The organism is Limosilactobacillus pulli (assembly GCF_947381555.1).
Classification (GTDB): domain Bacteria; phylum Bacillota; class Bacilli; order Lactobacillales; family Lactobacillaceae; genus Limosilactobacillus; species Limosilactobacillus pulli.
Genome location: NZ_CANCWQ010000004.1, coordinates 21,189 through 44,420, shown reverse-complemented (window position 1 = coordinate 44,420; position 23,232 = coordinate 21,189). Strand labels below are relative to the sequence as shown.

At 47.2% G+C, this 23,232-nt stretch carries 28 protein-coding genes; 1 reads left to right on the top strand and 27 read right to left on the bottom strand.

Annotated features, from left to right (window positions below):
* Positions 1-20: 20 nt before the first annotated feature.
* From rplR to rpsL, 21 genes are all read right to left on the bottom strand, one after another.
* The gene (rplR, locus tag QOS03_RS02210) at positions 21-386 is read right to left on the bottom strand and encodes a 50S ribosomal protein L18 (protein ID WP_033934647.1); all 366 of its coding nucleotides are present in this window, start codon (positions 384-386) and stop codon (positions 21-23) included.
* Between the two features lie 56 nt (positions 387-442).
* Positions 443-979, bottom strand: a complete 537-nt coding sequence (gene rplF / locus QOS03_RS02205; protein WP_006500608.1) for a 50S ribosomal protein L6 — start codon at positions 977-979, stop codon at positions 443-445.
* Between the two features lie 28 nt (positions 980-1,007).
* Complete coding sequence (gene rpsH, locus QOS03_RS02200; RefSeq protein ID WP_033934649.1) at positions 1,008-1,406, bottom strand: 30S ribosomal protein S8; 399 nt, start codon at positions 1,404-1,406, stop codon at positions 1,008-1,010.
* Between the two features lie 30 nt (positions 1,407-1,436).
* On the bottom strand, positions 1,437-1,622 hold the full coding sequence (locus tag QOS03_RS02195; protein WP_074504970.1) for a type Z 30S ribosomal protein S14: 186 nt from the start codon (positions 1,620-1,622) through the stop codon (positions 1,437-1,439).
* A 17-nt stretch (positions 1,623-1,639) separates the two neighbouring features.
* Positions 1,640-2,182: a 50S ribosomal protein L5 gene (gene rplE / locus QOS03_RS02190; protein WP_006500610.1), complete on the bottom strand. Its 543-nt coding sequence runs from the start codon at positions 2,180-2,182 to the stop codon at positions 1,640-1,642.
* A gap of 28 nt (positions 2,183-2,210) precedes the next feature.
* Complete coding sequence (gene rplX / locus QOS03_RS02185) at positions 2,211-2,519, bottom strand: 50S ribosomal protein L24 (protein ID WP_006500611.1); 309 nt, start codon at positions 2,517-2,519, stop codon at positions 2,211-2,213.
* 31 nt (positions 2,520-2,550) lie between these two features.
* The gene (gene rplN, locus QOS03_RS02180; protein WP_006500612.1) at positions 2,551-2,919 is read right to left on the bottom strand and encodes a 50S ribosomal protein L14; all 369 of its coding nucleotides are present in this window, start codon (positions 2,917-2,919) and stop codon (positions 2,551-2,553) included.
* A 66-nt stretch (positions 2,920-2,985) separates the two neighbouring features.
* A complete protein-coding gene (gene rpsQ, locus QOS03_RS02175; RefSeq protein WP_006500613.1) occupies positions 2,986-3,246 on the bottom strand; it encodes a 30S ribosomal protein S17 in 261 nt (86 codons plus the stop codon).
* Between the two features lie 24 nt (positions 3,247-3,270).
* On the bottom strand, positions 3,271-3,477 hold the full coding sequence (gene rpmC, locus QOS03_RS02170; RefSeq protein WP_006500614.1) for a 50S ribosomal protein L29: 207 nt from the start codon (positions 3,475-3,477) through the stop codon (positions 3,271-3,273).
* Positions 3,467-3,898 (bottom strand): 50S ribosomal protein L16, encoded by a 432-nt coding sequence (gene rplP, locus QOS03_RS02165; protein ID WP_033934650.1) that lies wholly within the window; start codon positions 3,896-3,898, stop codon positions 3,467-3,469. The genes rpmC and rplP overlap by 11 nt, the downstream gene beginning before the upstream one ends.
* Positions 3,899-3,914: 16 nt before the next feature.
* Entirely contained in the window at positions 3,915-4,568 is a 654-nt protein-coding gene (gene rpsC, locus QOS03_RS02160; RefSeq protein ID WP_283575198.1) for a 30S ribosomal protein S3, read from the bottom strand.
* An 11-nt stretch (positions 4,569-4,579) separates the two neighbouring features.
* On the bottom strand, positions 4,580-4,927 hold the full coding sequence (gene rplV / locus QOS03_RS02155) for a 50S ribosomal protein L22 (RefSeq protein ID WP_006500617.1): 348 nt from the start codon (positions 4,925-4,927) through the stop codon (positions 4,580-4,582).
* Between the two features lie 16 nt (positions 4,928-4,943).
* Positions 4,944-5,225 carry a 30S ribosomal protein S19 gene (gene rpsS, locus QOS03_RS02150; RefSeq protein ID WP_033934651.1) on the bottom strand — a complete coding sequence of 94 codons (282 nt, stop codon included), beginning with the start codon at positions 5,223-5,225 and terminating at the stop codon, positions 4,944-4,946.
* A 40-nt stretch (positions 5,226-5,265) separates the two neighbouring features.
* A complete protein-coding gene (gene rplB, locus QOS03_RS02145) occupies positions 5,266-6,114 on the bottom strand; it encodes a 50S ribosomal protein L2 (protein WP_033934652.1) in 849 nt (282 codons plus the stop codon).
* Positions 6,115-6,137: 23 nt separating this feature from the next.
* Complete coding sequence (gene rplW, locus QOS03_RS02140) at positions 6,138-6,431, bottom strand: 50S ribosomal protein L23 (RefSeq protein ID WP_006500620.1); 294 nt, start codon at positions 6,429-6,431, stop codon at positions 6,138-6,140.
* Complete coding sequence (rplD, locus tag QOS03_RS02135; protein WP_039946070.1) at positions 6,431-7,054, bottom strand: 50S ribosomal protein L4; 624 nt, start codon at positions 7,052-7,054, stop codon at positions 6,431-6,433. Before rplD ends, rplW begins: the two co-directional genes overlap by 1 nt.
* 22 nt (positions 7,055-7,076) lie before the next feature.
* Positions 7,077-7,736 carry a 50S ribosomal protein L3 gene (gene rplC, locus QOS03_RS02130; protein ID WP_006500623.1) on the bottom strand — a complete coding sequence of 220 codons (660 nt, stop codon included), beginning with the start codon at positions 7,734-7,736 and terminating at the stop codon, positions 7,077-7,079.
* Between the two features lie 39 nt (positions 7,737-7,775).
* The gene (gene rpsJ, locus QOS03_RS02125) at positions 7,776-8,084 is read right to left on the bottom strand and encodes a 30S ribosomal protein S10 (RefSeq protein ID WP_033934655.1); all 309 of its coding nucleotides are present in this window, start codon (positions 8,082-8,084) and stop codon (positions 7,776-7,778) included.
* Positions 8,085-8,630: 546 nt separating this feature from the next.
* Positions 8,631-10,715: an elongation factor G gene (fusA, locus tag QOS03_RS02120; protein WP_272209507.1), complete on the bottom strand. Its 2,085-nt coding sequence runs from the start codon at positions 10,713-10,715 to the stop codon at positions 8,631-8,633.
* A 134-nt stretch (positions 10,716-10,849) separates the two neighbouring features.
* The gene (rpsG, locus tag QOS03_RS02115) at positions 10,850-11,320 is read right to left on the bottom strand and encodes a 30S ribosomal protein S7 (RefSeq protein WP_006500626.1); all 471 of its coding nucleotides are present in this window, start codon (positions 11,318-11,320) and stop codon (positions 10,850-10,852) included.
* A 19-nt stretch (positions 11,321-11,339) separates the two neighbouring features.
* Entirely contained in the window at positions 11,340-11,753 is a 414-nt protein-coding gene (rpsL, locus tag QOS03_RS02110) for a 30S ribosomal protein S12 (RefSeq protein WP_006500627.1), read from the bottom strand.
* Positions 11,754-12,018: 265 nt separating this feature from the next.
* On the opposite strand from rpsL, the gene QOS03_RS02105 reads away from it, so the two are divergent.
* Positions 12,019-12,702, top strand: coding sequence for a prepilin peptidase (locus QOS03_RS02105; RefSeq protein ID WP_169462110.1), 684 nt, complete (start codon positions 12,019-12,021; stop codon positions 12,700-12,702).
* A 24-nt stretch (positions 12,703-12,726) separates the two neighbouring features.
* Here the strand turns inward: QOS03_RS02105 and QOS03_RS02100 are convergent, their stop codons facing one another.
* The 6 genes from QOS03_RS02100 to QOS03_RS02075 all read right to left on the bottom strand — a co-directional run bounded on the left by QOS03_RS02100 (position 12,727) and on the right by QOS03_RS02075 (position 23,140).
* Entirely contained in the window at positions 12,727-13,077 is a 351-nt protein-coding gene (locus tag QOS03_RS02100; RefSeq protein WP_283575197.1) for a hypothetical protein, read from the bottom strand.
* Between the two features lie 37 nt (positions 13,078-13,114).
* A complete protein-coding gene (locus tag QOS03_RS02095) occupies positions 13,115-14,083 on the bottom strand; it encodes an IS30 family transposase (protein ID WP_085720378.1) in 969 nt (322 codons plus the stop codon).
* Between the two features lie 78 nt (positions 14,084-14,161).
* Positions 14,162-14,974 carry a hypothetical protein gene (locus tag QOS03_RS02090; protein WP_283575196.1) on the bottom strand — a complete coding sequence of 271 codons (813 nt, stop codon included), beginning with the start codon at positions 14,972-14,974 and terminating at the stop codon, positions 14,162-14,164.
* Positions 14,975-15,073: 99 nt separating this feature from the next.
* Positions 15,074-18,712 (bottom strand): DNA-directed RNA polymerase subunit beta', encoded by a 3,639-nt coding sequence (rpoC, locus tag QOS03_RS02085; protein ID WP_283575195.1) that lies wholly within the window; start codon positions 18,710-18,712, stop codon positions 15,074-15,076.
* Positions 18,713-18,744: 32 nt separating this feature from the next.
* Positions 18,745-22,305: a DNA-directed RNA polymerase subunit beta gene (gene rpoB / locus QOS03_RS02080; protein ID WP_272209505.1), complete on the bottom strand. Its 3,561-nt coding sequence runs from the start codon at positions 22,303-22,305 to the stop codon at positions 18,745-18,747.
* A gap of 226 nt (positions 22,306-22,531) precedes the next feature.
* Positions 22,532-23,140, bottom strand: coding sequence for a TetR/AcrR family transcriptional regulator (locus QOS03_RS02075; RefSeq protein ID WP_283575194.1), 609 nt, complete (start codon positions 23,138-23,140; stop codon positions 22,532-22,534).
* Positions 23,141-23,232: the final 92 nt, after the last annotated feature.

Sequence of the window (23,232 nt, the reverse complement as noted above, 5' to 3'; positions counted from 1 at the left end):
CAGGTTATTCCTCCTTTTTCTTAGAATTGCAGACCGTTTTCACGAGCTGCTTCAGCCAGGGCTTGTACACGACCATGGTACAGGTAGCCACCACGGTCAAAAACAACGCTGCTGATGTTCTTTTCTACACCGCGCTTAGCGATCAGAGCACCAACGCCGGCAGCTTGTTCCGTCTTAGTGTTGCCACTGACTTCACTGTCGAGAGTTGAGGCACTTGCGAGCGTCACACCCTTTACGTCATCAATCAATTGAGCGTAAATGTTTTTGTTGGAACGGTAAACACTTAAACGTGGGCGCTCTGCAGTACCAGAGATCTTGCCGCGAACGCGCATGTGACGGCGTTGACGGATCTTGTTCTTATCTGGTTTAGAAATCACAACTGTCACCTCTTGATTCTTATAATTTTAGTTTTAATTTATTCTACAGCTAGGCTGCTAGACGATTATTTACCAGTCTTACCTTCCTTACGCAGGATGTATTCATCCTCGTAACGAATACCCTTACCTTTGTAAGGTTCTGGTGAACGAACGGCACGAACTTCGGCAGCAAATTGGCCAACGTGTTCTTTGTTGATACCGCTGATTTCAATCGTCGTGTTGTCTGGAACGTTAACTTCCAGATCTTCTGGCTTGTCCATTTCAACTGGGTTGGAGTAACCAACAGTCAGGATCAGCTTGCTACCCTTAGCTTGAGCACGGTAACCAACACCGACCAGCTTCAGAGTCTTCTTAAATCCGTTGACAACACCTTCGATCATGTTGTTAACGTTGGCACGCGTAGTACCGTGGACCATCTTGGCCTTCTTGTCGTCGTTTTCCCGTTCAAACGTTACTTCACTGTCGGTAACGTTCATCTTGATCAGTGGGGAGATTTCGCGACTCAGAGTACCCTTAGGACCCTTAACAGTTACGACGTTGCCCGATTGAGAAACCTCTACGCCTTGTGGCAGTTCGATTGCCTTGTAACCAATACGACTCATGTGTACACCTCCGATCTTATTTTATTTATTACCAAATGTAGGCGATAACTTCGCCACCGATTTTCTTGGCACGAGCAACCTTGTCAGTCACAACTCCTTCAGAAGTTGAGATGATGGCAATACCCAAACCATTGAGAACCTTTGGCACAGCGTCGGCCTTAACGTAGGAACGCAGACCAGGCTTTGAAATCCGCTTCAGACCAGAAATGACACGTTCGCCATCCTTGCCGTACTTCAGGAATACGCGGATGATGCCTTGCTTGTTGTCTTCAACGTATTCAACATCGCGAATGAAACCTTCTTGCTTCAAGATTTCAGCGATGTCCTTTTTCATCTTTGATGCAGGTACTTCTACAGAATCGTGGTGTGCCATGTTGGCATTGCGAATCCGAGTCAGAAAATCTGCAATTGGATCACTCATAGACATCGATATTTTCCTCCTTTGTCGGTGATTTGTTTACCAGCTAGCCTTCTTCATACCAGGAATTTGTCCTTCATGGGCAAGTTGACGCAAGCAAATCCGGCATAGGTGGAACTTACGGTAAACGGAGTGCGGACGGCCACAACGAACACAGCGCGTGTAGGCACGCGTGGAGTACTTGGCTGGGCGGTTGCACTTAGCGATCATTGATTTTTTAGCCAATTTGTGGACCTCCTTAATTACTTAGCGAATGGCATGCCCATTTGAGCAAGCAATTCATGACCTTCTTCATCAGAGTTGGCAGTCGTAACGATAACAATATCCAGACCACGAACGTGGTTAACCTTGTCATAGTCGATTTCTGGGAAGATCAATTGTTCGCGAACACCCAGCGTGTAGTTACCGTGACCATCAAATGACTTGTTTGATACACCATGGAAGTCACGAACACGTGGCAGTGAAACATTGATCAGCTTGTCCAGGAAGTCGTACATGCGAGTGCCACGCAGCGTAACCTTGGCACCGATGGACATCCCTTCACGCAGACGGAAGCCGGCGATGGACTTCTTTGCCTTGGTGATCAGTGGCTTTTGACCAGCAATCAGACCCAGTTCTTCAACGGCTTCATCCAACAGCTTGGAGTTTTGGGTAGCGTCACCGACACCCATGTTCAGAACGATCTTGTCGATCTTAGGAACAGCCATTACAGAAGTGTAGTTGAACTTGTCAGTCAATGCTGGACGTACTTCACTTTCGTACTTTGCTTTTAAACGATTTTCCATGAGCAATAATTCCTCCTTTCCCTAATTTTTAGTCGATCGTCTTGCCAGACTTCTTGGCAACACGAACTTTTTTGCCGTCAACGACCTTGAAACCAACACGAGTAGGTTCGTTGGTAGATGGGTCAATCAGCATAACGTTAGATGCTTGGATTGGTGCTTCTGCATCAATAATCCCACCGTTTGGGTTAGCGTTGTTTGGCTTTTGATGTTTCTTGATTTGGTTAACGCCTTCAACGATCACACGGTTTTCCTTGACCAGGACCTTCTTGATGGTACCTTCCTTGCCCTTGTCCTTACCGGCGATGACGCGAACCTTGTCACCTGTCTTTAAAAACATGTGGTGTGCACCTCCTTATTTTCGGTTAATCTTACAGAACTTCTGGAGCCAGGGAGATGATCTTCATGAAGTCATCGTCACGCAGCTCACGAGCGATTGGGCCAAAAATACGGGTACCCTTAGGGCTCTTGTCGTTGTTGATCAGGACAGCAGCGTTTTCGTCAAACTTGATGTATGAACCGTCCTTACGGTGCAGACCATGCTTAGTCCGTACAACGACGGCCTTTACAACGTCACCCTTTTTGACAACGCCACCTGGTGTTGCTTGTTTTACAGTAGCGACAATAATGTCACCAATATTACCGGTCTTAACACGGGAACCACCCAAGATCTTGATAACCAAGATTTCGCGGGCACCTGAGTTGTCAGCGACCTTCAACCGACTTTCCTGTTGAATCACTGTTAGTGTCCTCCTTCCATCAGTAAGTAAGAATAATTAAGAATACGAAATCATCACAAAGCGGGATTAATCAGCTTTCTTAACGATCTTAACCAGACGGAAACGCTTCTTAGCAGACAGAGGCCGAGTTTCCATGATTTCAACCGTATCGCCGGACTTTGCTTCGTTGTTTTCATCGTGAGCGTAGTACTTCTTTGAGTACCGTACACGCTTGCCGTAAACTGGGGCACTCTTGTAAGTGTCGATTACGACAGTGATGGTCTTGTCCATCTTGTCGGAAACAACGCGGCCTTGGTAGACCTTACGTGCATTACGTTCATCACTCATGCGCTAATCCTCCTTTTCGTATTCTTATTTGTTTAATTCTTGTTGACGAAGAACTGTCTTAACCCGTGCAATGTTCTTGCGAACGCTCTTAAGGCTTGCAGTGTTTTCCAACTGGCCGGTTGCTAATTGGAAACGTAAGTTAAACAATTGTTCCTTCAATTCCTTTTCACGGTCAAGCAATTGCTCAGTGGTTAATCCATTCAGTTCTTGAACATAATCTTTAGTCTTCATTAGATTGTCCACCTTCCTCACGCTTTACGATCTTAGTGCGAACTGGCATCTTGCTGCCGGCCAAGCGCAGGGCTTCGCGGGCAACGTCTTCAGGCACGCCGGCAACCTCGTACAGAATCTTGCCGCGCTTAACTGGGGCTACCCAGCCTTCAGGAGCACCCTTACCATTACCCATCCGGACACCAACACCTTTGCTAGTGTAGGAAAGGTGAGGGAAAATCTTGATCCAAACCTTACCACCACGCTTCATGTGACGCGTAATAGCAATACGGCCGGCTTCAATTTGACGGTTGGAGATCCAGTGGGAATCCAGAGCCTTCAGACCAAATTCACCAAACGTTACGTTCTTGCCACCCTTGGCTTCACCACGCATGTGGCCACGTTGAACCTTGCGGTGCTTTACTCGCTTAGGTACTAGCATGTTTTATTTCCCCTCCTTACTTAGTGTTTTTGTTTGCTTGCTTCTCTGGCAAAACTTCGCCACGGTAGATCCAAGTCTTGATACCCAGCGCACCGTACGTAGTCCGTGCTTCATCCCATGAGTAGTCGATGTCGGCACGCAGAGTGTGCAGTGGAACAGTGCCTTCGGAGTATGATTCGATCCGAGACATGTCGGCACCATTCAAACGACCAGCAACTTGAACCTTGATACCCTTTGCGCCGGCACGCATAGCACGTTGGATGGCACCACGCATAGCACGACGGAAGGCAACACGAGCTTCAAGCTGTTCTGCGACGCTTACGCCAACCAGGTGTGCGTCCAGGTCTGGCTTCTTGATTTCAACCACGTTGATGTGGACGCGCTTGCCAGTCAAGGCGTTAAGTTCCTTGCGGAGTGCTTCAACTTCAGAACCACCCTTACCGATAACCATACCTGGCTTGGCAGTGTGAATTGATACGTTTACGCGGTTAGCAGCACGTTCAATTTCGATAGTTGAAACAGAGGCGTCAGCAAGTCGCTTTTCAATGTACTTACGGATCCGAAGGTCTTCGCTCAGGTAAGCAGCGTAGTCTTTTTCTGCGTACCACTTAGCAGTCCAGTCGCGAATGACCCCAACACGGAAACCATTAGGATTAATCTTTTGACCCACTATTATCCCTCCTACTTTTCAGTTACAACAACCGTAATGTGGCTGGTCCGCTTGTTGATTGGAGAAGCTGAACCTTTGGCACGTGGACGGAACCGCTTCAGGGTTGGTCCTTCGTTTGCAAAGGCTTCGCTAACTACCAATGAAGCCCGATCCAAGTCAAAGTTGTTTTCGGCGTTAGCAACTGCAGATTTCAATACTTTTTCGACGTCTGAAGCAGCACCATTTGGAGTGAACTTCAGAATAGCAAATGCTTCGGCAACGCTCTTGTTGCGAATGGTGTCAAGAACCAGACGAACCTTGCGAGCGGAAACCCGGACCATCTTGGCCGTTGCCTTAGCTGACGTAATGTTTTCAGCCATTGATCAAATTTCCTCCTTACTTCTTGCCCGTCTTCTTGTCATCACCGGCGTGACCACGGAAAGTCCGCGTTGGTACGAATTCACCCAGCTTGTGGCCTACCATGTCTTCTTGTACGTAAACTGGTACGTGCTTACGACCATCGTAAACTGCGAAAGTGTAACCAATGAAGCTTGGGTAAATCGTGGAACGGCGTGACCAGGTCTTAATAACCGTCTTCTTTTCGTTATCCTTTTGTGCGTCAACCTTCTTCAACAAAGAAGCGTCGGCGAAAGGTCCCTTCTTTAAACTACGACCCATTGTTGTACCTCCTCTCGGGTAATTAGCTATTTGTTACTCATTAACGAGTGTGTGGACCACGCTTGCGACCGCGAACGATGAACTTGTTCGAACGAGCCTTGTGTGAGCGAGTCTTCTTACCAACAGTCTTCTTACCCCATGGAGACAGAGGAGATGGCAAACCAACTGGAGCCTTACCTTCACCACCACCATGTGGGTGATCGTTAGGGTTCATAACAGAACCACGAACGTGTGGACGTTGACCTGCGTAACGAGTACGACCAGCCTTACCTTTGATGATCAGGGCGTGTTCGTCGTTACCGACAACACCGATCGTAGCACGGCAAGCAGCCAGGATCATACGAACTTCACCAGAAGCCAGACGAACCAGAACGTACTTGTCACTTTCCTTACCAAGCAGTTGTGCGGAAGCACCTGCAGAACGGGCGATTTGACCACCCTTGCCTGGCTTCAGTTCGATGTTGTGAATAACAGTACCAACTGGAATGTTCTTCAATGGCAGTGCGTTACCAACCTTGATGTCGGCATCTGGACCAGATTGAACTTGCATACCAACCTTCAAGCCCTTAGGAGCCAGGATGTATGACTTAACACCATCTGCATAAACCAGCAGAGCGATGTTAGCAGTACGGTTTGGATCATATTCGATAGCCTTAACGGTTGCAGGAACGTTGTCCTTGATCCGCTTGAAGTCGATGATCCGGTATTGACGCTTCGTACCGCCACCACGGTGACGAACAGTCATATGACCGTAGTTGTTACGACCAGCGGTGTGCTTTAATGGTGCCAGCAAAGACTTTTCCGGGGTCGTCTTCGTGATTTCAGCGAAGTCGAATCCGGTCATATTACGGCGACCATTAGTGGTACCCTTGTATTTGCGAATTCCCACTGTGTTTTCCTCCTATCTAGAATTTATTCGTTGTCGTCACCGAACAGCTTGATTTCCTTGGAATCAGCTGACAGAGTAACGATGGCCTTGCGGCGACGCTTAGTGTAGCCAACGTAACGGCCTTGACGCTTCTTCTTGCCCTTCAGGTTCATGATGTTAACCTTAACGACCTTAACGTCAAAAATTTCTTCTACGGCGTTCTTAACTTGCGTCTTAGTAGCGCGCAAGTCAACGTCAAACGTGTAGCGCTTTTCGTCCATCACTGCGGTTGATGCTTCAGTGATAACTGGGCGCAAAATGATATCGCGTGCTTCCATTATGCGAGCACCTCCTCTACTTGAGAAAGGGCTGACTTCGTGATGACAATCTTTTGACTGTCAACGACGTTCAGAATGTTAACGCCGGCTGGAGTTACGACCGTGGTGTTAACCAGGTTGCGACCAGACAGAGCAGCGTTCTTGTCTTCGTCAGAAACAACGACCAGGACTTTTTCAGAAACCTTCAGGTTGTTCATAACGCTGGCAAATTCCTTCGTCTTTGGTGCGTCGAAGTTGATGGATTCAACTACGACAAACTTTTCATCAGCAACCTTTTGGGACAGAGCTGACTTGATAGCCAGTTGACGAACCTTGCGTGGCAGGTTGAAGTTGTAGGAACGTGGAGTAGGTCCGAAGACGATACCACCACCACGGAATTGTGGTGCACGGATGGAGCCTTGCCGAGCACGACCCGTACCCTTTTGACGCCATGGCTTCTTACCACCACCGCGAACTGCGGAACGGTTCTTAACGGCGTGAGTACCTTGACGCATGGATGCGCGTTGACGCAGGATGGCTTCGTATTCAGCATTTTCGTTTGGTTCAATACCGAAGATGTCTGCGTTCAATTCGATGGTGCCGTTTTGGCTACCGTCTTGCTTAAATAATGCAACGCTTGTCATTTACTTTCTTCCTCCCTTCTGATTAGTTGTGTTGCTTGCTCAGGCTCTTCTTGGTGTTGGCCTTCACAGAGTTCTTAATCGTAACGTAGGACTTGTTGGCACCTGGAACGTTACCCTTGATCAGCAGTACGTTGTTTTCCAAGTCAACCTTAACAACCTTCAGGTGTTGCATAGTAACCGTGTTGCCACCCATGCGGCCTGGCAATGCCTTACCCTTGAAGACGTGGTTGATGATGGCACCCAACGAACCTGGACGACGGTGGTAACGAGAACCGTGAGCCATAGGTCCACGACGTTGGCCGTCCTTGTGGATGTTACCTTGGTAACCATGACCCTTAGTGATACCCGTTACATCAACAGTTTCGCCTTCCGCGAAAATGTCTGCCTTAACTTCGTCACCGACTTTAATGTCGTCCCCCAGTTCAGCGTCGCGGATTTCACCGATGAAGCGCTTAGGGGTCGTGTTTGCTTTTGCTGCATGACCTTGTTCGGGCTTGTTGCTTAAGATTTCGCGCTTGTCGTCAAAACCAAGTTGAACGGCACTGTAGCCATCGTTTTCAACGGTCTTAACTTGCATAACAACGTTTGGCGTTACGTCGATTACCGTAACTGGAACCAATTCACCGTTGTCAGCGAAAACTTGCGTCATCCCGACCTTCTTGCCTAAGATTCCTTTGGTCATGAGTACACCTCCAATTTATTTGTTTTTATTTTTGTTTAATTACAGTTTAATTTCAATGTCAACGCCACTTGGCAGATCAAGCTTCATCAGAGAGTCAACCGTCTTAGGGGTTGGGTCGATGATGTCGATCAGACGCTTGTGCGTACGCATTTCGAATTGTTCCCGAGACTTCTTGAACTTGTGTGGTGAACGAATCACCGTGTACAGAGTCCGTTCAGTTGGCAACGGAATTGGGCCTGAAACCTGAGCACCGGTCCGCTTAGCGGTGTTAACGATCTTGTCTGCAGATTCGTCAAGTACGCGGTGTTCGTAAGCCTTTAAACGAATGCGAATCTTTTGTTTTGCCATTTTATTCCCTCCTTCGTCAGATTTAAAATTTGACTAGCTCCGTGGAAATTACCGCCACGCCCTATGGCAAAGCGGCCGGGTGTGTCGCAACCTTCCACATCACAGCTTTCACTGATTGGCTGAACCCCAGGGCTTTAAAATCCCTGTTTCTAAGCTCAAGCACTTATCCATAATACTAAAGAATTGCCGTCGTATCAAGGTTTTTTTTGAATTTATTCTTGATGATCAGATTTGTAACATTCCTGAAAAATCTTTTGACGCAAATGCGGCGCAAAAATTCAGTCGAAATGTTGTAGTGACGACAAACAGTGAACGACTGAATGGCAACAGTCTGCCGAGTATTATCCCACGTCTTTTAAGGCTTGTCGAGTCTTTTTCGAAAAAATCTCAATTTTTTCTGGCGTTACCCTCTCAATCGCCAAAATAATTCTAATTCATGACAAGACGATTACCTTTGACTATTACATAATAGAAGAAAAAATCTTTAAATCGTAAAAAAGCCCATCTGCTTAAAGCAGATGAGCTTTTAGGCTTTGAATAGGTTAACTATTCCTTACCGTTCTTCTTGATGATGTCTTCTTGCACGCTCTTTGGAACTGCAGAGTAGTGGTCGAACGTCATCGTGAAGGTACCACGACCTTGCGTTGCGGAACGCAGAGCCGTTGCGTAACCAAACATTTCTGACAGTGGAACGAAGGAGTGGATTTCTTGGGCATTGCCACGTTCTTCCATACCATCGATCGTACCACGACGAGCAGTTACTTGACCCATAACGTCACCCATGTTGTCTTGTGGAACAACAATGTCAACCTTCATGATTGGTTCAAGGATAACTGGGTTGGCCTTCTTAGCAGCGTTCTTAAGAGCCAGAGAAGCGGCAACCTTAAATGCGGCTTCAGAAGAGTCGACTTCGTGGTAACTACCATCATAAAGCTTAGCCTTCAAGTCAACCAGTGGGTAACCGGCCAGCACACCGTTTTGCATAGCTTCCTTCAGACCTTGTTCAACGGCTGGAATGTATTCGCGAGGAACAACACCACCGACAATGGCATCTTCGAATTCGAAGCCGGCACCTTCTTCAAGTGGCGTAAATTCGATCCAAACGTCACCGTATTGACCCTTACCACCGGATTGACGAACGAACTTACCTTGCGCAGAAGCTGGCGTCGTAAATGCTTCACGGTAGGAAACTTGTGGCTTACCAACAGTAACTTCGGCGTGGAATTCACGACGCAGACGTTCAACAATGATGTCCAGGTGCAATTCACCCATCCCGGCAATCAGCGTTTCACCAGTTTCAGGGTTGGTTTCAGCCTTGAAGGTTGGGTCTTCTTCAGCCAGCTTTTGCAGACCCTTGTCCATCTTGTCTTGGTCAGCCTTGGACTTAGGTTCAACAGAAACCTGGATAACTGGTTCTGGAAAGTCCATGGATTCAAGTTGCAGTGGGTGATCTGGATCAGTCAGTGAGTCACCAGTAGTGGTGTTCTTCAGACCGATAGCAGCTGCGATATCACCTGAGAACACTTCAGGAATTTCGTGTTGTTGGTTGGAGTGCATTTGCAGCAGACGACCAACACGTTCACGCTTGCCCTTGGTTGCGTTCAGAACGTAGGAACCGGATTGCAGAGAACCAGTGTAGACACGCAGGAACGTCAGACGACCAACAAATGGGTCAGTAGCGATCTTAAATGCCAAAGCGGCAAATGGCTTGTCGTCACCGGCAGTCAGTTCAACCTTTTCACCATTTTCATCAGTAGCTTCGAATGGCTTAACATCCAGTGGAGATGGCAGGTAGTCGATAACCGCGTCCAGCATCATTTGGATACCCTTATCCTTGTAGGCAGAACCTGCCAGAACCGGGAACAGTTCTTCAGACAGAGTAGCCTTACGGATAGCAGCCTTGATTTCTTCAACAGAAAGTTCTTCACCACCAAGGTACTTTTCCATGATGTTGTCATCAACGTCAGCCAGCGTTTCCAGCAGAGCATCATGACGAGATTCTGCTTCATCCTTCAGGTCAGCAGGAATTTCAACCGTATCCCAGTTCTTACCTTCAGCATCTTCATCGTAAACGTAAGCAACCATCTTAACCAGGTCGATAACACCGATGAAGTCGTCTTCCGCACCAATTGGCATTTGGATTGGCAGTGGCGTAACGTTCAGACGGTCCTTGATCGTTTGAACAGAGTAGTCAAAGTCGGCACCCATCTTGTCCATCTTGTTGGCAAAGACGATTCGTGGAACATCAAAGTCGTCGGCTTGACGCCAAACGGTTTCAGTTTGAGGTTCAACACCGGCTTGAGCATCCAAAACCGTTACGGCACCATCAAGGACACGCAGCGAACGTTCAACTTCGACAGTGAAGTCAACGTGACCTGGGGTGTCGATGATGTTGATCCGGTAGTCTTTCCAAACGGCCGTAGTGGCAGCGGACGTGATCGTAATACCACGTTCCTTTTCTTCATCCATCCAGTCCATTTGGGAAGCACCATCATGGGTTTCACCAATTTTGTGAATCTTACCAGTATAGTAAAGAATCCGTTCAGTGGCCGTGGTCTTACCAGCGTCGATGTGGGCCATGATCCCAATGTTACGGGTCTTTTCAAGAGGGTATTCACGTTTGTTAGCCATCTTAAAAGTTTTCTCCTTCCAAATAAAAGAATCGAGTTTAAATTAATTTTAGAAAAAGGGGTGACGTTCGATCCGATATCCGCGTCACCCCTCTCATCATAGCTGATGACTAAGCAGCCATCAACCGATGAAGCTTACCACCGGTAGTGAGCAAAAGCACGGTTGGCTTCAGCCATACGGTGAGTATCTTCCTTCTTCTTGATTGAAGCACCAGTGTTGTTGGATGCATCAATGATTTCGCCTGCCAGACGTTCAACCATGGTGTGTTCACCACGAAGACGAGCGTATTGAACAATCCAACGCAGGCCCAGCGTTACTCGACGTTCTGGACGAACTTCGATTGGAACTTGGTAGTTAGAACCACCGATACGGCGAGCCTTAACTTCCAGAACTGGTTCAACGTTGTCCATAGCTTGTTGGAAAACTTCTACTGGATCGTTGCCAGTTTGTTCCTTGATACGGTCAAATGCAGCGTACAGAATCTTAGTAGCAGTACCCCGCTTACCGTCGATCATCAAGTGGTTGATCAGACTAGTAACCAGCTTTGAGTTGTAAATTGGATCTGGCAATACTTCTGGTTTTACAACATGTCCTTTACGTGGCATTGATTTACCCCTCCTTTAATTATTTCTTAGGCTTCTTGGCACCGTACTTGGAACGACCTTGCATACGGCCTTCCACACCGGCAGTATCAAGAGTACCACGGATGATGTGGTAACGAACCCCAGGAAGGTCCTTTACACGACCACCACGGATCAAAACAACTGAGTGTTCTTGAAGGTTGTGGCCAACACCTGGAATGTAGGCAGTAACTTCGATCAGGTTGGACAAACGAACACGAGCGTACTTCCGCAAAGCAGAGTTAGGCTTCTTAGGCGTCATCGTACCGACACGAGTTGCAACCCCACGCTTTTGTGGAGATGGTGCAGCGATTTCTTCCTTCTTGAAACTGTTGTAAACGTAACCCAGAGCAGGTGACTTTGACTTGCCCTTGTGGCTCTTACGGCCCTTACGTACCAATTGGTTAATGGTTGGCATGTAGTTATACCCCTTTCTTGTTTTAAGTCCACACATCCAGGTGATTCTTTTTTGAGTATAAAAAAATTCCCAGATGATATTCTTTTATGTGCCTTCGCCGACGCATGTCATCTGCCCCAACGACAGACACAATCCGTTGCTAAAAAAAGCACCTTAAATACCCTATCATGCATCCCTCAAAATGTCAACGAGCATCAGATTTTTCTTTTTTAATATCTAATAGGAATTTTCGCATATAGCTATATTGAAGGAGGAAAATCACAAGATGCTTATTTTAAGAATCCTTGCTGCCATCTGGGGAGCCTGCCTGGCTTCTTTTATTACAGCAATCAGCTGGCGTATGCTCAACAATGTTTCCTTATTCAGTCCCAAGCGATCCTACTGTGAAAGCTGCCATCGCATTCTTTGCTGGTGGCAACTGCTGCCGGTAATCGGCTGGCTGCTCCAAAAAGGACGCTGTCATTTTTGTCACTCTCCTATCAATTGCTATTCTGCTGTCAGCGAACTGGTTAATGGATGGCTTTGGTATACAATGTTTATCTTTAATCCGCTAAAAATTGCCGCCTTATTGGTCTTATCAATCTCTTTGCTAATCTGTTCAGCCACTGATTATTTTAATAAATGGATCCAACCAATCTGGCTGCTTGGTTTATTTGGTCTGTTCTTACTTTTGAATCAAAAATGGCAATGGCTGCGTTTAGTGGCAGCCATTGCCATCATGATAGGTTTATTAATGTTGAGCTACTTAACCGGCAACGGAATTGGAATTGGTGACATTGAGTTTATCGCCATGCTGCAGTTGACAACTTCATTATATTTTGTTGCGACAACGATTTTGATTGCTGCCGGCCTAGGAATCATCAAGCTGCAAAATCAAAATGAGTCACTACCCTTTGTCCCTTATCTAAGTCTTGGTATTGTCGCGGCCTTAACGCTTAACCTGATATAGTCAATTAAACACGGCATCCTGACACTATTGCTCATCTTCACTTTTGATGATCTGAACTGGAAAAATCTGATCACCGATACGAGCAAGATACTCCAAATTTTGAAACAATAAAAGCAGCCATGAAAACGACAGACCAAATTCCAGCAGCTCAAATGCGGTCAGTGAAAGATAGTCGGTCAATTTGAAGATCAGCCAATCAAGTGCCATGATCGCGCCAATAATATAAGAAATCTTCAAAAACTGTTGAGATAATTTTGGCATTAGCCATTTCAATAAAACAATGATCAAAATCATGATGTAAACAAGCCACATTGAGATTCGATCATGCAAAACGTGATACTGCAGATTATTGGGAAAGCAGCCGATTCCACCCAAACATGCGGCTTCAGCATACCCGAAATGTCAATTTAAATTAGAAAAATGTTGAAAGCTGTTCATCTGTGACGTGACTTAGGAATACTTCAAGTGGTGTGCGGTAGTGAAGTGACTTCCGTGGAATAGTATTTCGTTTGTGCATCAGCTGGGTGATTAGTTCATCTGGTAAATTACGGAAGTCTAATCGTTTACTGAGACCGTCACGACGTAAGATACCATTATTGTTTTCATTCAGGCCGCGTTGATTGGGCGCTCCAACCTCCGCAAAATAAGTATGAAGATCATGTTTATTGGCAATCTCACGCCAGCCCGCGAATTCCTTACCATTATCAAAGGTAATCGACTTAACGAAATGACGAGGTATTTTAGAAAGCCATTTATCCAAGTGATAGTTAACTGCTTCATCAGTTTTACGATGAACGTTAAGCACAATCATCACCTTAGATTGACGTTCCACCAAGGTCATGACCGCACCACGATGAGCTTTTCCTTGAACAGTATCAGCTTCAAAGTGACCAAACTCGTGTTGGTAGTGAGGAAAATCATGGTATCGCTGGTAAATACTCCGACCGAGATGCCCCGCCTTACCACGTCGTTCGACATAGCCATTGGGGTGTCGCTTGCCTTTCATCGGTAATTGCTGGACGGCAAAATTGTACTGTCCACGAGCAAACATCCGATAAAGTGTCCGCATACTACAGCTAATTGTCCGTTCTGCTCGACCAATGATCGTATCAGGTGTCCAGCCCGCTTTAACCTGCTCATTGATGTAGCTGATCTCATCCTTGGCTAGCTGAGCCTGCTTACGACCACAACGCTGCTTATTCCGTTGGTAAGCCTTAAGATACTGTGCAATGGTCTTACCGCTATCAAGAAATCGATAGACTCGGTAAATAGTTTCTTGGCTTCGTTTAAGCAGTTTAGCAGCTTGATAAGCCTTCGTACCTTGGTGCCAAAAATTAGCTATGAGGGTTAGTTCACGTGTGGTAAGATGTTTATAAGTCATTTGTGATGTTCCTTTACTTTTGTTTGTGGTTATTCAAAAGTCTATCACAAATGGCTTTTTTATTTTTCTAACTTAATTTTACAAACGGCGATATAAAAGCAATCGCAAAATACTGACTCCTCGATCTGGATATTTTTTCTGTAGGTTAAAAAACAAATAATCAACCAGCGTTGCCATCAAAAGTGCTGAGAAAATCAAGGTAATGTTGAATCGCCAATAAGTAGCGTTTTGATGCGTCCCGAGATAGCTAAAGTTGTAATGCCACCAATCACGATTTGAATTGGTCAGCATCGAAAGCAGCATGCCGCCAATAATCATGATCATCATTGAGTTGGTAATGATAGACTCAGATATCGTCATCGCTAAATTGATCATCACATAGGTTATTGCAGCTACAATCAAAAAGATAAACAGTGTTGACGTATAGACATCAAACTTGGCGCCAGCAAACATTTTCCCCGCCAACCAAAAAACGATCATAACCGAAAACGCCAAAATAGTGCCAAACGCAATCAGCAACGTCGGCAAGCTGCGCCAATGCAACCCCATTGCTGGGCCGCTATGATGTCTTTTTTGTATTACAAACATCACGGCAAAAGCAACCAGACCACTAAACGTTCCCAGATAAAGTGATGCAAAACCGATTGACCAGTTACCGGTCAACGGAATCAGCCAATGATGATTGATCCAGTTAAGGTAGAAAAACGCAACGGCAGCAATCGCAGCTGGAATCAGATACCAGCGCATCATAATCTGCGGCAGTAACTCAAAGGTACGGTTCGGCCGGATTGTCAGCGACTTGTTATCAACCATTAGCAGCAGTAAGGCATCCTCATCCAGTTCCAACTGTTCTACTGCTTTAGTGGGCAAATCAATTCGATATTTTTTCATAGTTAGAATCCCAAAAATAACAATGAGGCCTAGTATCTGGACTAAACCAAATACCAGGCCCCACCTGTTATCAGCTAAATTATCGAAAAAGCATTCAGACTAGTTTTGCTTCTTCATTTCGGCTTCAATATCGCGAGTTGACTTCATTGGTGACTCGGCAGCTACGGCAACTTCTTTTGGCTTGATGTTGCGGTAGTTGCTCATACCAGTGCCGGCTGGAATCAACTTCCCGATAATAACGTTTTCTTTCAGACCAACCAGTGGATCGTTCTTGCCACGAATAGCAGCATCCGTCAAGACACGAGTCGTTTCCTGGAATGATGCGGCTGACAGGAAACTGTTTGTCTCCAGGGCAGCCTTAGTGATCCCCAGGATAACTGGACGTGACGTAGCTGGAATGTTACCAGTAATCAGCGTTTCACGGTTGGCATCGCGGAATTGGCTGATGTCCATCAATTCGCCTGGCAGCAGATCAGTGTCACCAGGATCCATGACGCGAACCTTACGCATCATTTGACGAATCATGATTTCAACGTGCTTGTCCAACAGATCGATACCCTGCATCCGGTAAACCTTCTGAACTTCAGCCAGCAGGTAGGTTTCCGTAGACAGAACGTCACGCACGCGAATCAATTCCTTAGGATCGATGGAACCTTCATTCAACTGCATGCCACGGTGAATGTAGTCGCCTTCTTCAACCTTAAGCCGTGCCGTAATTGGCAGCGTGTAAGTCCGCGTATCATTTTCACCAGCAATGGTAATGTCCTTGGTCCGTTCGGCTGGGTTTTCTTCGATTGATTGAACCTCGCCGGTAACCTCAGAGATTGTTGCCTTACCTTTAGGGTTCCGGGCTTCAACGATTTCTTGCACACGAGGAAGACCTTGCGTGATATCGTCATTGCCGGCAACACCACCAGTGTGGAAGTTCCGCAGCGTCAATTGAGTACCTGGTTCACCGATTGACTGAGCGGCAACCGTACCAACAGCTTCACCGGCTTCAACCTTGTCACCAGTAGCAGCGTTACGGCCGTAGCAGCGTTCGCAGACACCGTGTTCAGTGTTGCAAGTAAAGGCAGAGCGGATCGTAACCTTCTTAATACCGGCATCAACGATCTTTTGAGCCATTTCTTCGTCAACCAGCACGTTCTTGTCGCAGATCTTTTCGCCAGTCTCTGGATCAAAGACGGACTTCATCGTGTAGCGACCAAGAATCCGGTCGTAAAGTGGTTCGATCATTTCATTGCCTTCAGTGATGGCAGCAACTTCCAGACCACGATCAGTGCCACAATCTTTTTCACGAACAACAACGTCTTGAGCAACGTCAACCAGACGACGGGTCAAGTAACCTGAGTTGGCCGTCTTAAGGGCCGTATCAGTCATACCCTTACGAGCACCGTGTGAAGAAAGGAACATTTCCAGAACTGACAGACCCTCACGGAAGTTTGAAAGGACAGGCAGTTCCATGATCTTACCGTTAGGAGCAGCCATCAGACCACGCATACCGGCCAGCTGAGTAAAGTTGGAAATGTTACCACGAGCACCCGAGTCAGACATCATGTTGATTGGGTTGTGGATATCCATGTGTTCAATCAGCTTGTTTTGAACCTCGTCTTTGGCGTCATTCCAGATGCCGATAACACGATCGTAGCGCTCATCATCAGTGATCAGACCACGACGGAACTGCTTGGTAACCAGTGCCACTTGCTTGTGGGCATTGGCAATGATTTCAGGCTTTTCCTTTAAGTCGGTGATGTCGGCAATCCCCACGGTAACACCAGAGATCGTTGATTCGTAGTAACCCAGGTCCTTGATGCGGTCAAGGAACTGTGACGTGATCGTAACCTTGTACTTCTTGTAGACCTCAGCGATGATGTCTGACAAGAAGCCCTTCTTGAATGGTGGTACCAATGGTGCATTTTCCAAGTAAGCATGAATATCTTCACCCTTGTCCAGGAAGTACTTGTCAGGCACCCCATTCAGCAGGTTGTCATTGGTTGGCTCATTGATGTAGTAGTAGTCTTCTGGCATGATGCCGTTGAAAATCAGCTTACCGACACTGGTAACCATGATCTGGCTGCGCTGCTTGTCAGTAAATGGCTTCTTTGGCATTGAGGAGACCTGAACCCCAACTCGCGTTTGCAGAGCAACAAAACCATCCTTGTAGGCCATGTAGGCTTCGTTGGCATCCTTAAAGATCATGCCTTCACCTTCACGAGCCTTGTCTTCGGTGGTCATGTAGTAGTTACCGATAACCATGTCTTGTGAAGGGGCCACGATTGGTTCACCGTCACGAGGCGACAGAATATGGTGGGCTGCCAGCATCAGCAAACGAGCCTCAGCTTGGGCCTCATCAGACAATGGTACGTGGATAGCCATTTGGTCACCGTCAAAGTCGGCGTTGTAGGCCGCACATACCAATGGGTGCAGACGCATAGCCTTACCAGATACCAGCACTGGTTCAAAAGCTTGAATCCCCAGACGGTGCAAGGTAGGTGCTCGGTTAAGCAGTACCGGGTGTTCAGTAATAACGTCTTCCAGCACATCAAAGACCTTGTTGTCGCGCTTGTCGATCAAACGCTTAGCGGCCTTAACGTTGGTAGCCAAACCACGCTTGGTTAATTCATGCATGATGAATGGCTTAAACAGTTCCATTGCCATTGGAACCGGCAGCCCCATTTGATTCATCTTCAAGTTAGGACCAACATCGATAACCGAACGACCAGAGTAGTCAACACGCTTACCCAACAGGTTCTGACGGAAACGACCTTGCTTACCTTTCAGCAGGTGTGACAGTGACTTCAGTGGACGGTTACCAGGACCGGCAACTGGACGACCACGACGACCGTTATCAATCAAGGCATCAACGGCTTCCTGCAGCATTCGCTTTTCATTTTGAACGATGATGCCAGGCGCATTCAGTTCCAACAGCCGCTTCAAACGGTTGTTACGGTTGATAACCCGACGATACAGATCGTTCAAATCAGAAGTTGCGAAACGACCACCTTCCAGTTGTACCATTGGTCGCAGATCAGGCGGCATAACTGGAATAACGTCCATAACCATCCATTCTGGCTTGTTGCCAGACTTTAAGAAAGCTTCCAAAATGTCCAGACGGCGAACGGCGCGCGTCCGCTTTTGTCCGGTAGCTTCCTTTAAGACCGCCTTTAATTCAGTAGCTTCCTTTTCCAGGTCAACGTCAGCCAACAGTTTTTGAATGGCTTCCGCACCCATTTCAGCAGTGAAGCGGTCACCGTATTCTTCTTTCTTTTCACGGTATTCCGCTTCAGAAAGCAGCTGCTTCTTTTCCAGTGGCGTGTCACCGGCATCCAAAACAACGTAGGAAGCAAAGTAAATGACTTCTTCTAGGGCACGTGGGCTCATGTCCAAGACCAGGCCCATTCGACTAGGAATACCCTTGAAGTACCAGATGTGAGAAACTGGGGCGGCCAGTTCAATGTGCCCCATCCGTTCGCGACGTACCTTGGAGCTGGTTACCTCAACCCCACAGCGGTCACAAACGCGGCCCTTGAAGCGAATGCGCTTGTATTTGCCACAGGCACATTCATAATCCTTGGTTGGACCAAAGATTCGTTCGTCAAACAGACCGTCTTTTTCTGGCTTCAGCGTCCGGTAGTTGATCGTTTCAGGTTTTTTAACTTCCCCGTACGACCAGCTGCGGATCTTTTGTGGTGATGCCAGACCGATCTGCATGCTTTCAAATTTATTGACGTCAATCAAAGGATGATCCTCCTTATTTCAATTCAGGCAAACTAGTCTTGTTTTGCTTCGTCTTTGACTTCTTCTTGCTTGTCGCTGCCATCGCGAGCCAGCTTGCGGATGTCGGCCACGCCTTCATCCATGTTCTTGAGTTGAACTTCTTCGTTTTGACCATCAAGAACCTTCATGTCCAGACCAAGTGACTGCAGTTCCTTAACCAGCACACGGAATGATTCCGGAACACCTGGCTTTGGAATTGGGTCACCGTTGATGATTGCTTCGTAGGTGTTGACACGACCAACAACGTCATCAGACTTGTAGGTCAGGATTTCTTGCAGCGTGTAGGCAGCACCATAGGCTTCGAGAGCCCAAACTTCCATTTCACCGAAACGCTGACCACCAAATTGTGCCTTACCACCCAGTGGCTGTTGCGTAACCAGCGAGTAAGGTCCGATTGAACGAGCATGGATCTTGTCGTCAACCATGTGCGCCAGCTTCAGATAGTGCATGACACCAACAGAAACGCGCTGTTCAAATGGTTCACCGGTCCGACCATCGTAAAGGATCGTCTTGCCGTCTGATGGCAGGCCAGCTTCCTTAACTGCTTCCCAAACGTCTTCATCGGTTGCCCCATCAAAGACTGGCGTAGCAATGTGGATGCCCAGCTTACGAGCAGCCATCCCCAAGTGCAGTTCGATAACCTGACCAATGTTCATACGGGAAGGCACACCCATTGGACTCAGCATAATGTCGATTGGCGTACCATCTGGCATGTATGGCATATCTTCTTCTGGAACCACGATCGAAACCGTACCCTTATTACCGTGACGACCGGCCATCTTGTCACCAACTTGGATCTTACGCTTTTGAGCAATGTAGACCCGAACCATCTTGTTGACGCCAGGAGCCAATTCATCACCGTTTTCACGCGTGAAAACCTTGACATCTTGAACGATACCGCCACCGCCGTGAGGTACCCGCAGTGAAGTATCACGAACCTCACGAGACTTTTCACCAAAGATGGCGTGCAGCAGCCGTTCTTCAGCTGAAAGCTCAGTCATGCCCTTTGGCGTAACCTTACCAACCAGAATGTCGCCATCGTTGACTTCGGCACCAACGCGAATCACACCGGTTTCATCCAGGTTCTTCAGTGCATCGGCACCAACATTAGGAATCTCGCTGGTCATTTCTTCAGGCCCAAGCTTGGTTTCACGAGCTTCGGACTCATATGACTCAATGTGAATTGACGTGTAGACGTCTTCTTTGATCAGCCGCTCGTTGATGGCAATGGCATCTTCGAAGTTGTAACCTTGCCAAGTCATAAAGGCAATCAGTGGGTTTTGACCCAGTGCCAATTCGCCTTGTTCCATTGATGGACCGTCAGCCAGAACATCATCAGCATCGATATGTTCACCGACCTTGACGATGGGGCGTTGGTTGTAGTTCTTACCACCGTTGGAACGACGGAACTTCATCAGCTTGTAGGTGTCAAGCGTACCGTCTTCTTCACGAACACGAATTTCGCGAGCATCTACGTATTCAACCGTACCGGACTTTTTGGCAACTAAAGCTACCCCAGAGTCGTGAGCAGCCTTGTATTCAATCCCAGTACCAATCAGTGGTGCGTGTGGGTTGATCAAAGGAACTGCCTGACGCTGCATGTTGGCACCCATCAAGGCCCGGTTGGAGTCATCGTTTTCCAAGAAAGGAATACATGCAGAAGCGACGGAAACAACTTGCTTAGGCGAGATGTCCATGTAGTCGACGTTTTCAGGCGTCGTTTCCACATAATCATCTTTATGGCGGCACATAATTTCTTCATCAGCAAATGAGCCATCATCATTAAGCTTGGTGTTGGCCTGAGCAATGATGTAGTTATCTTCTTCATCGGCAGTCAGGTAGTCGATCTTATCGGTAACCTTGTGCGTATCCCATGAAACACGGTGGTATGGCGTTTCGATAAAGCCATATTCGTTGATCCGTGCATAGGATGACAGTGAGTTGATCAGGCCGATGTTAGGGCCTTCTGGCGTTTCAATTGGGCACATCCGACCGTAGTGAGTATAGTGAACGTCCCGGACTTCATAGCCGGCCCGGTCACGAGTCAGACCACCAGGCCCCAGCGCAGACAGACGACGCTTATGGGAAAGTTCACCCAGTGGGTTGGTTTGGTCCATGAACTGAGACAGCTGAGATGAACCAAAGAATTCTTTGATTGAGGCCACAACTGGACGAATGTTGATCAATTGCTGTGGCGTAACCGTGTTGATGTCTTGGATTGACATCCGTTCACGAACCACACGTTCCATCCGAGCCAAGCCGATCCGGAATTGGTTTTGCAGCAGCTCACCAACGGAACGAATCCGTCGGTTGCCAAGGTGGTCGATGTCATCAGTCGTACCAATACCTTCTTGCAGGTTGAAGAAGTAGTTGATCGATGCGATGATATCGGCTGGTTGAATGTGCTTAAGCTCCAATGGAATGTGACCGTTGGCAACGATTGGTACTACGCGATCTGGATCGTTCTTGGAGTAGACCAGGATCTTTTGCAGCTTGACTGGTGCCGTAACTACGGCTTCATCAGATGGCGTGTAGGTAACCATCTTGAAGTCATCGTTATCCAGGGCTGGTTCCAGAGTCTTCAGAACTTCTTTGGTAACTACGTCGCCCTTGTTGGCTAAGATTTCACCTGTTTCCGGATCAGCCAGCGTTTCGGCCAGCGTTTGACCCAGCAGACGGTACTTCATCATCAGCTTCTTATTGGTCTTGTAACGGCCAACCGGTGCCATGTCGTAGCGCTTTGGATCAAAGAAGCGCGCTGTCAGCAGGTTGCGAGCAGAATCGGCCGTCTTTGGCTCACCAGGACGCAGCCGTTCGTAAATGTCCTTTAAGGCTTCTTCAACACGGGAGTCTTCGGGGTTCTTGTGCACATCCTTGTCGATCGTAGCTGACAAGCCTTCGCTGTTGCCACCCAGCATATCGATAATTTCGTCATCAGAGCCAAAACCCAGTGCACGGACCATTTCAGTCAGGGGCAGCTTCCGCGTCCGGTCAACCCGCACGTAAGAGATTCCCTTGGCATCGGTTTCGTATTCCAGCCAGGCACCACGGTTTGGAATAAAGGTAGCGCCATAGCTTGGCCGGCCGTTCTTGTCGTCTTCTTCATTGTAGTAGACACCAGGTGAGCGGACCAGTTGAGAAACGATTACTCGCTCGGCACCATTAATAATGAAGGTACCTTGGTCCGTCATCAGTGGGAAGTCACCGAAGAACACGTCTTGGGACTTGATTTCGCCAGTTTCGTGGTTCGTCAGGCGCAGGGTAACGTGCAATGGTGCAGAGTAGTTTGCATCGTGTTCCCGGGCTTCATCAACCGTGTACTTAGGTTCAAGCAGTTGGTAGTCGACGAATTCCAACGACAGTTTGCCTTGGAAGTCATCGATTGGCATGATGTCGTTAAACATTTCCCGCAGACCTTTTTCCATAAACCAGTTATAGGAATCGGTCTGGATTTCAATCAAGTTAGGCAGGTCCAGTACTTCCTTGATACGGGAGTAACTGCGACGCGTACGGTGCTTACCGTATTTTACTAAATGTCCGGCCAAACTATTCACCTCTCAAATTTGTTGGGCAAGTTCAGTTGAATTTGTAATATTACATTTTGATTACAATTAGTCAAAATTCCTGCTTTTGGGCAAAAAAAATCCAAAAACAGCTGGCAGCTGTCTTTGGTTTTTATAAAGAATCCCATGGACAAGAGATCACGGAACTCAAATGAACTCGCAATTACATACACTGGTCATCATACGCGTTTGCTTATCCAATGTCAATATTTAGTTCTTATTTTTCACTGGCTGGTTCAGCAACCGTCAAGCCGCGTAAAATGCAGTCCAAAATCAGTTTGGTACGCTGCTCTTCGGAAATAGCATGGCCGCCAATTGGCCGGAACGAATCAAAAATCGGTGCCAGATCAGCCAAGAACAGCTCAGCAGCTTCTCTTGGCAACAATTCTGGCCGCAGATTGACTTCTGGCAGTTTGAAGAAATCAGCAATCGGTTCAATGTAGTCCATCATAAACAGCATGTCTAATTTGCGCTGAGCACTTTCGGAAATCTCTCTTTTGGCTTCTTGATACTGATCATAGACGTTGAGTGGGTGATGCTTTTTCAAAACTTCGGTGATGCCATATAGTCGTTCTTCTGGAGCGATCTGTTGCTTACGCATTACCTTATTGATGTCTTGGCGCACCTTGCCGCAAAGGTTGGTTAAAACGGCCAGGTACAGCACTTCTTTATTATTAAAGTGATGGTATAAGGCTGGTTGCGTAATCCCAATCTGTTTGGCAATATCTCTGGTTGAAGCGCCAGAAAAGCCCTTTTGCAAAAACAGAGTCGTAGCGGTTTTTAAGATTGCCTGGCGCGTTTTTGCCAGTTGTTCTGCACGTTTCATTTCAATAAATTCTCCCTTATTGGTTTCCCATATTAGTCAAAGTAATTCTCACACGAAAAGCCAGTTCTTGCAAGTTTGGGTTACCAATTCGC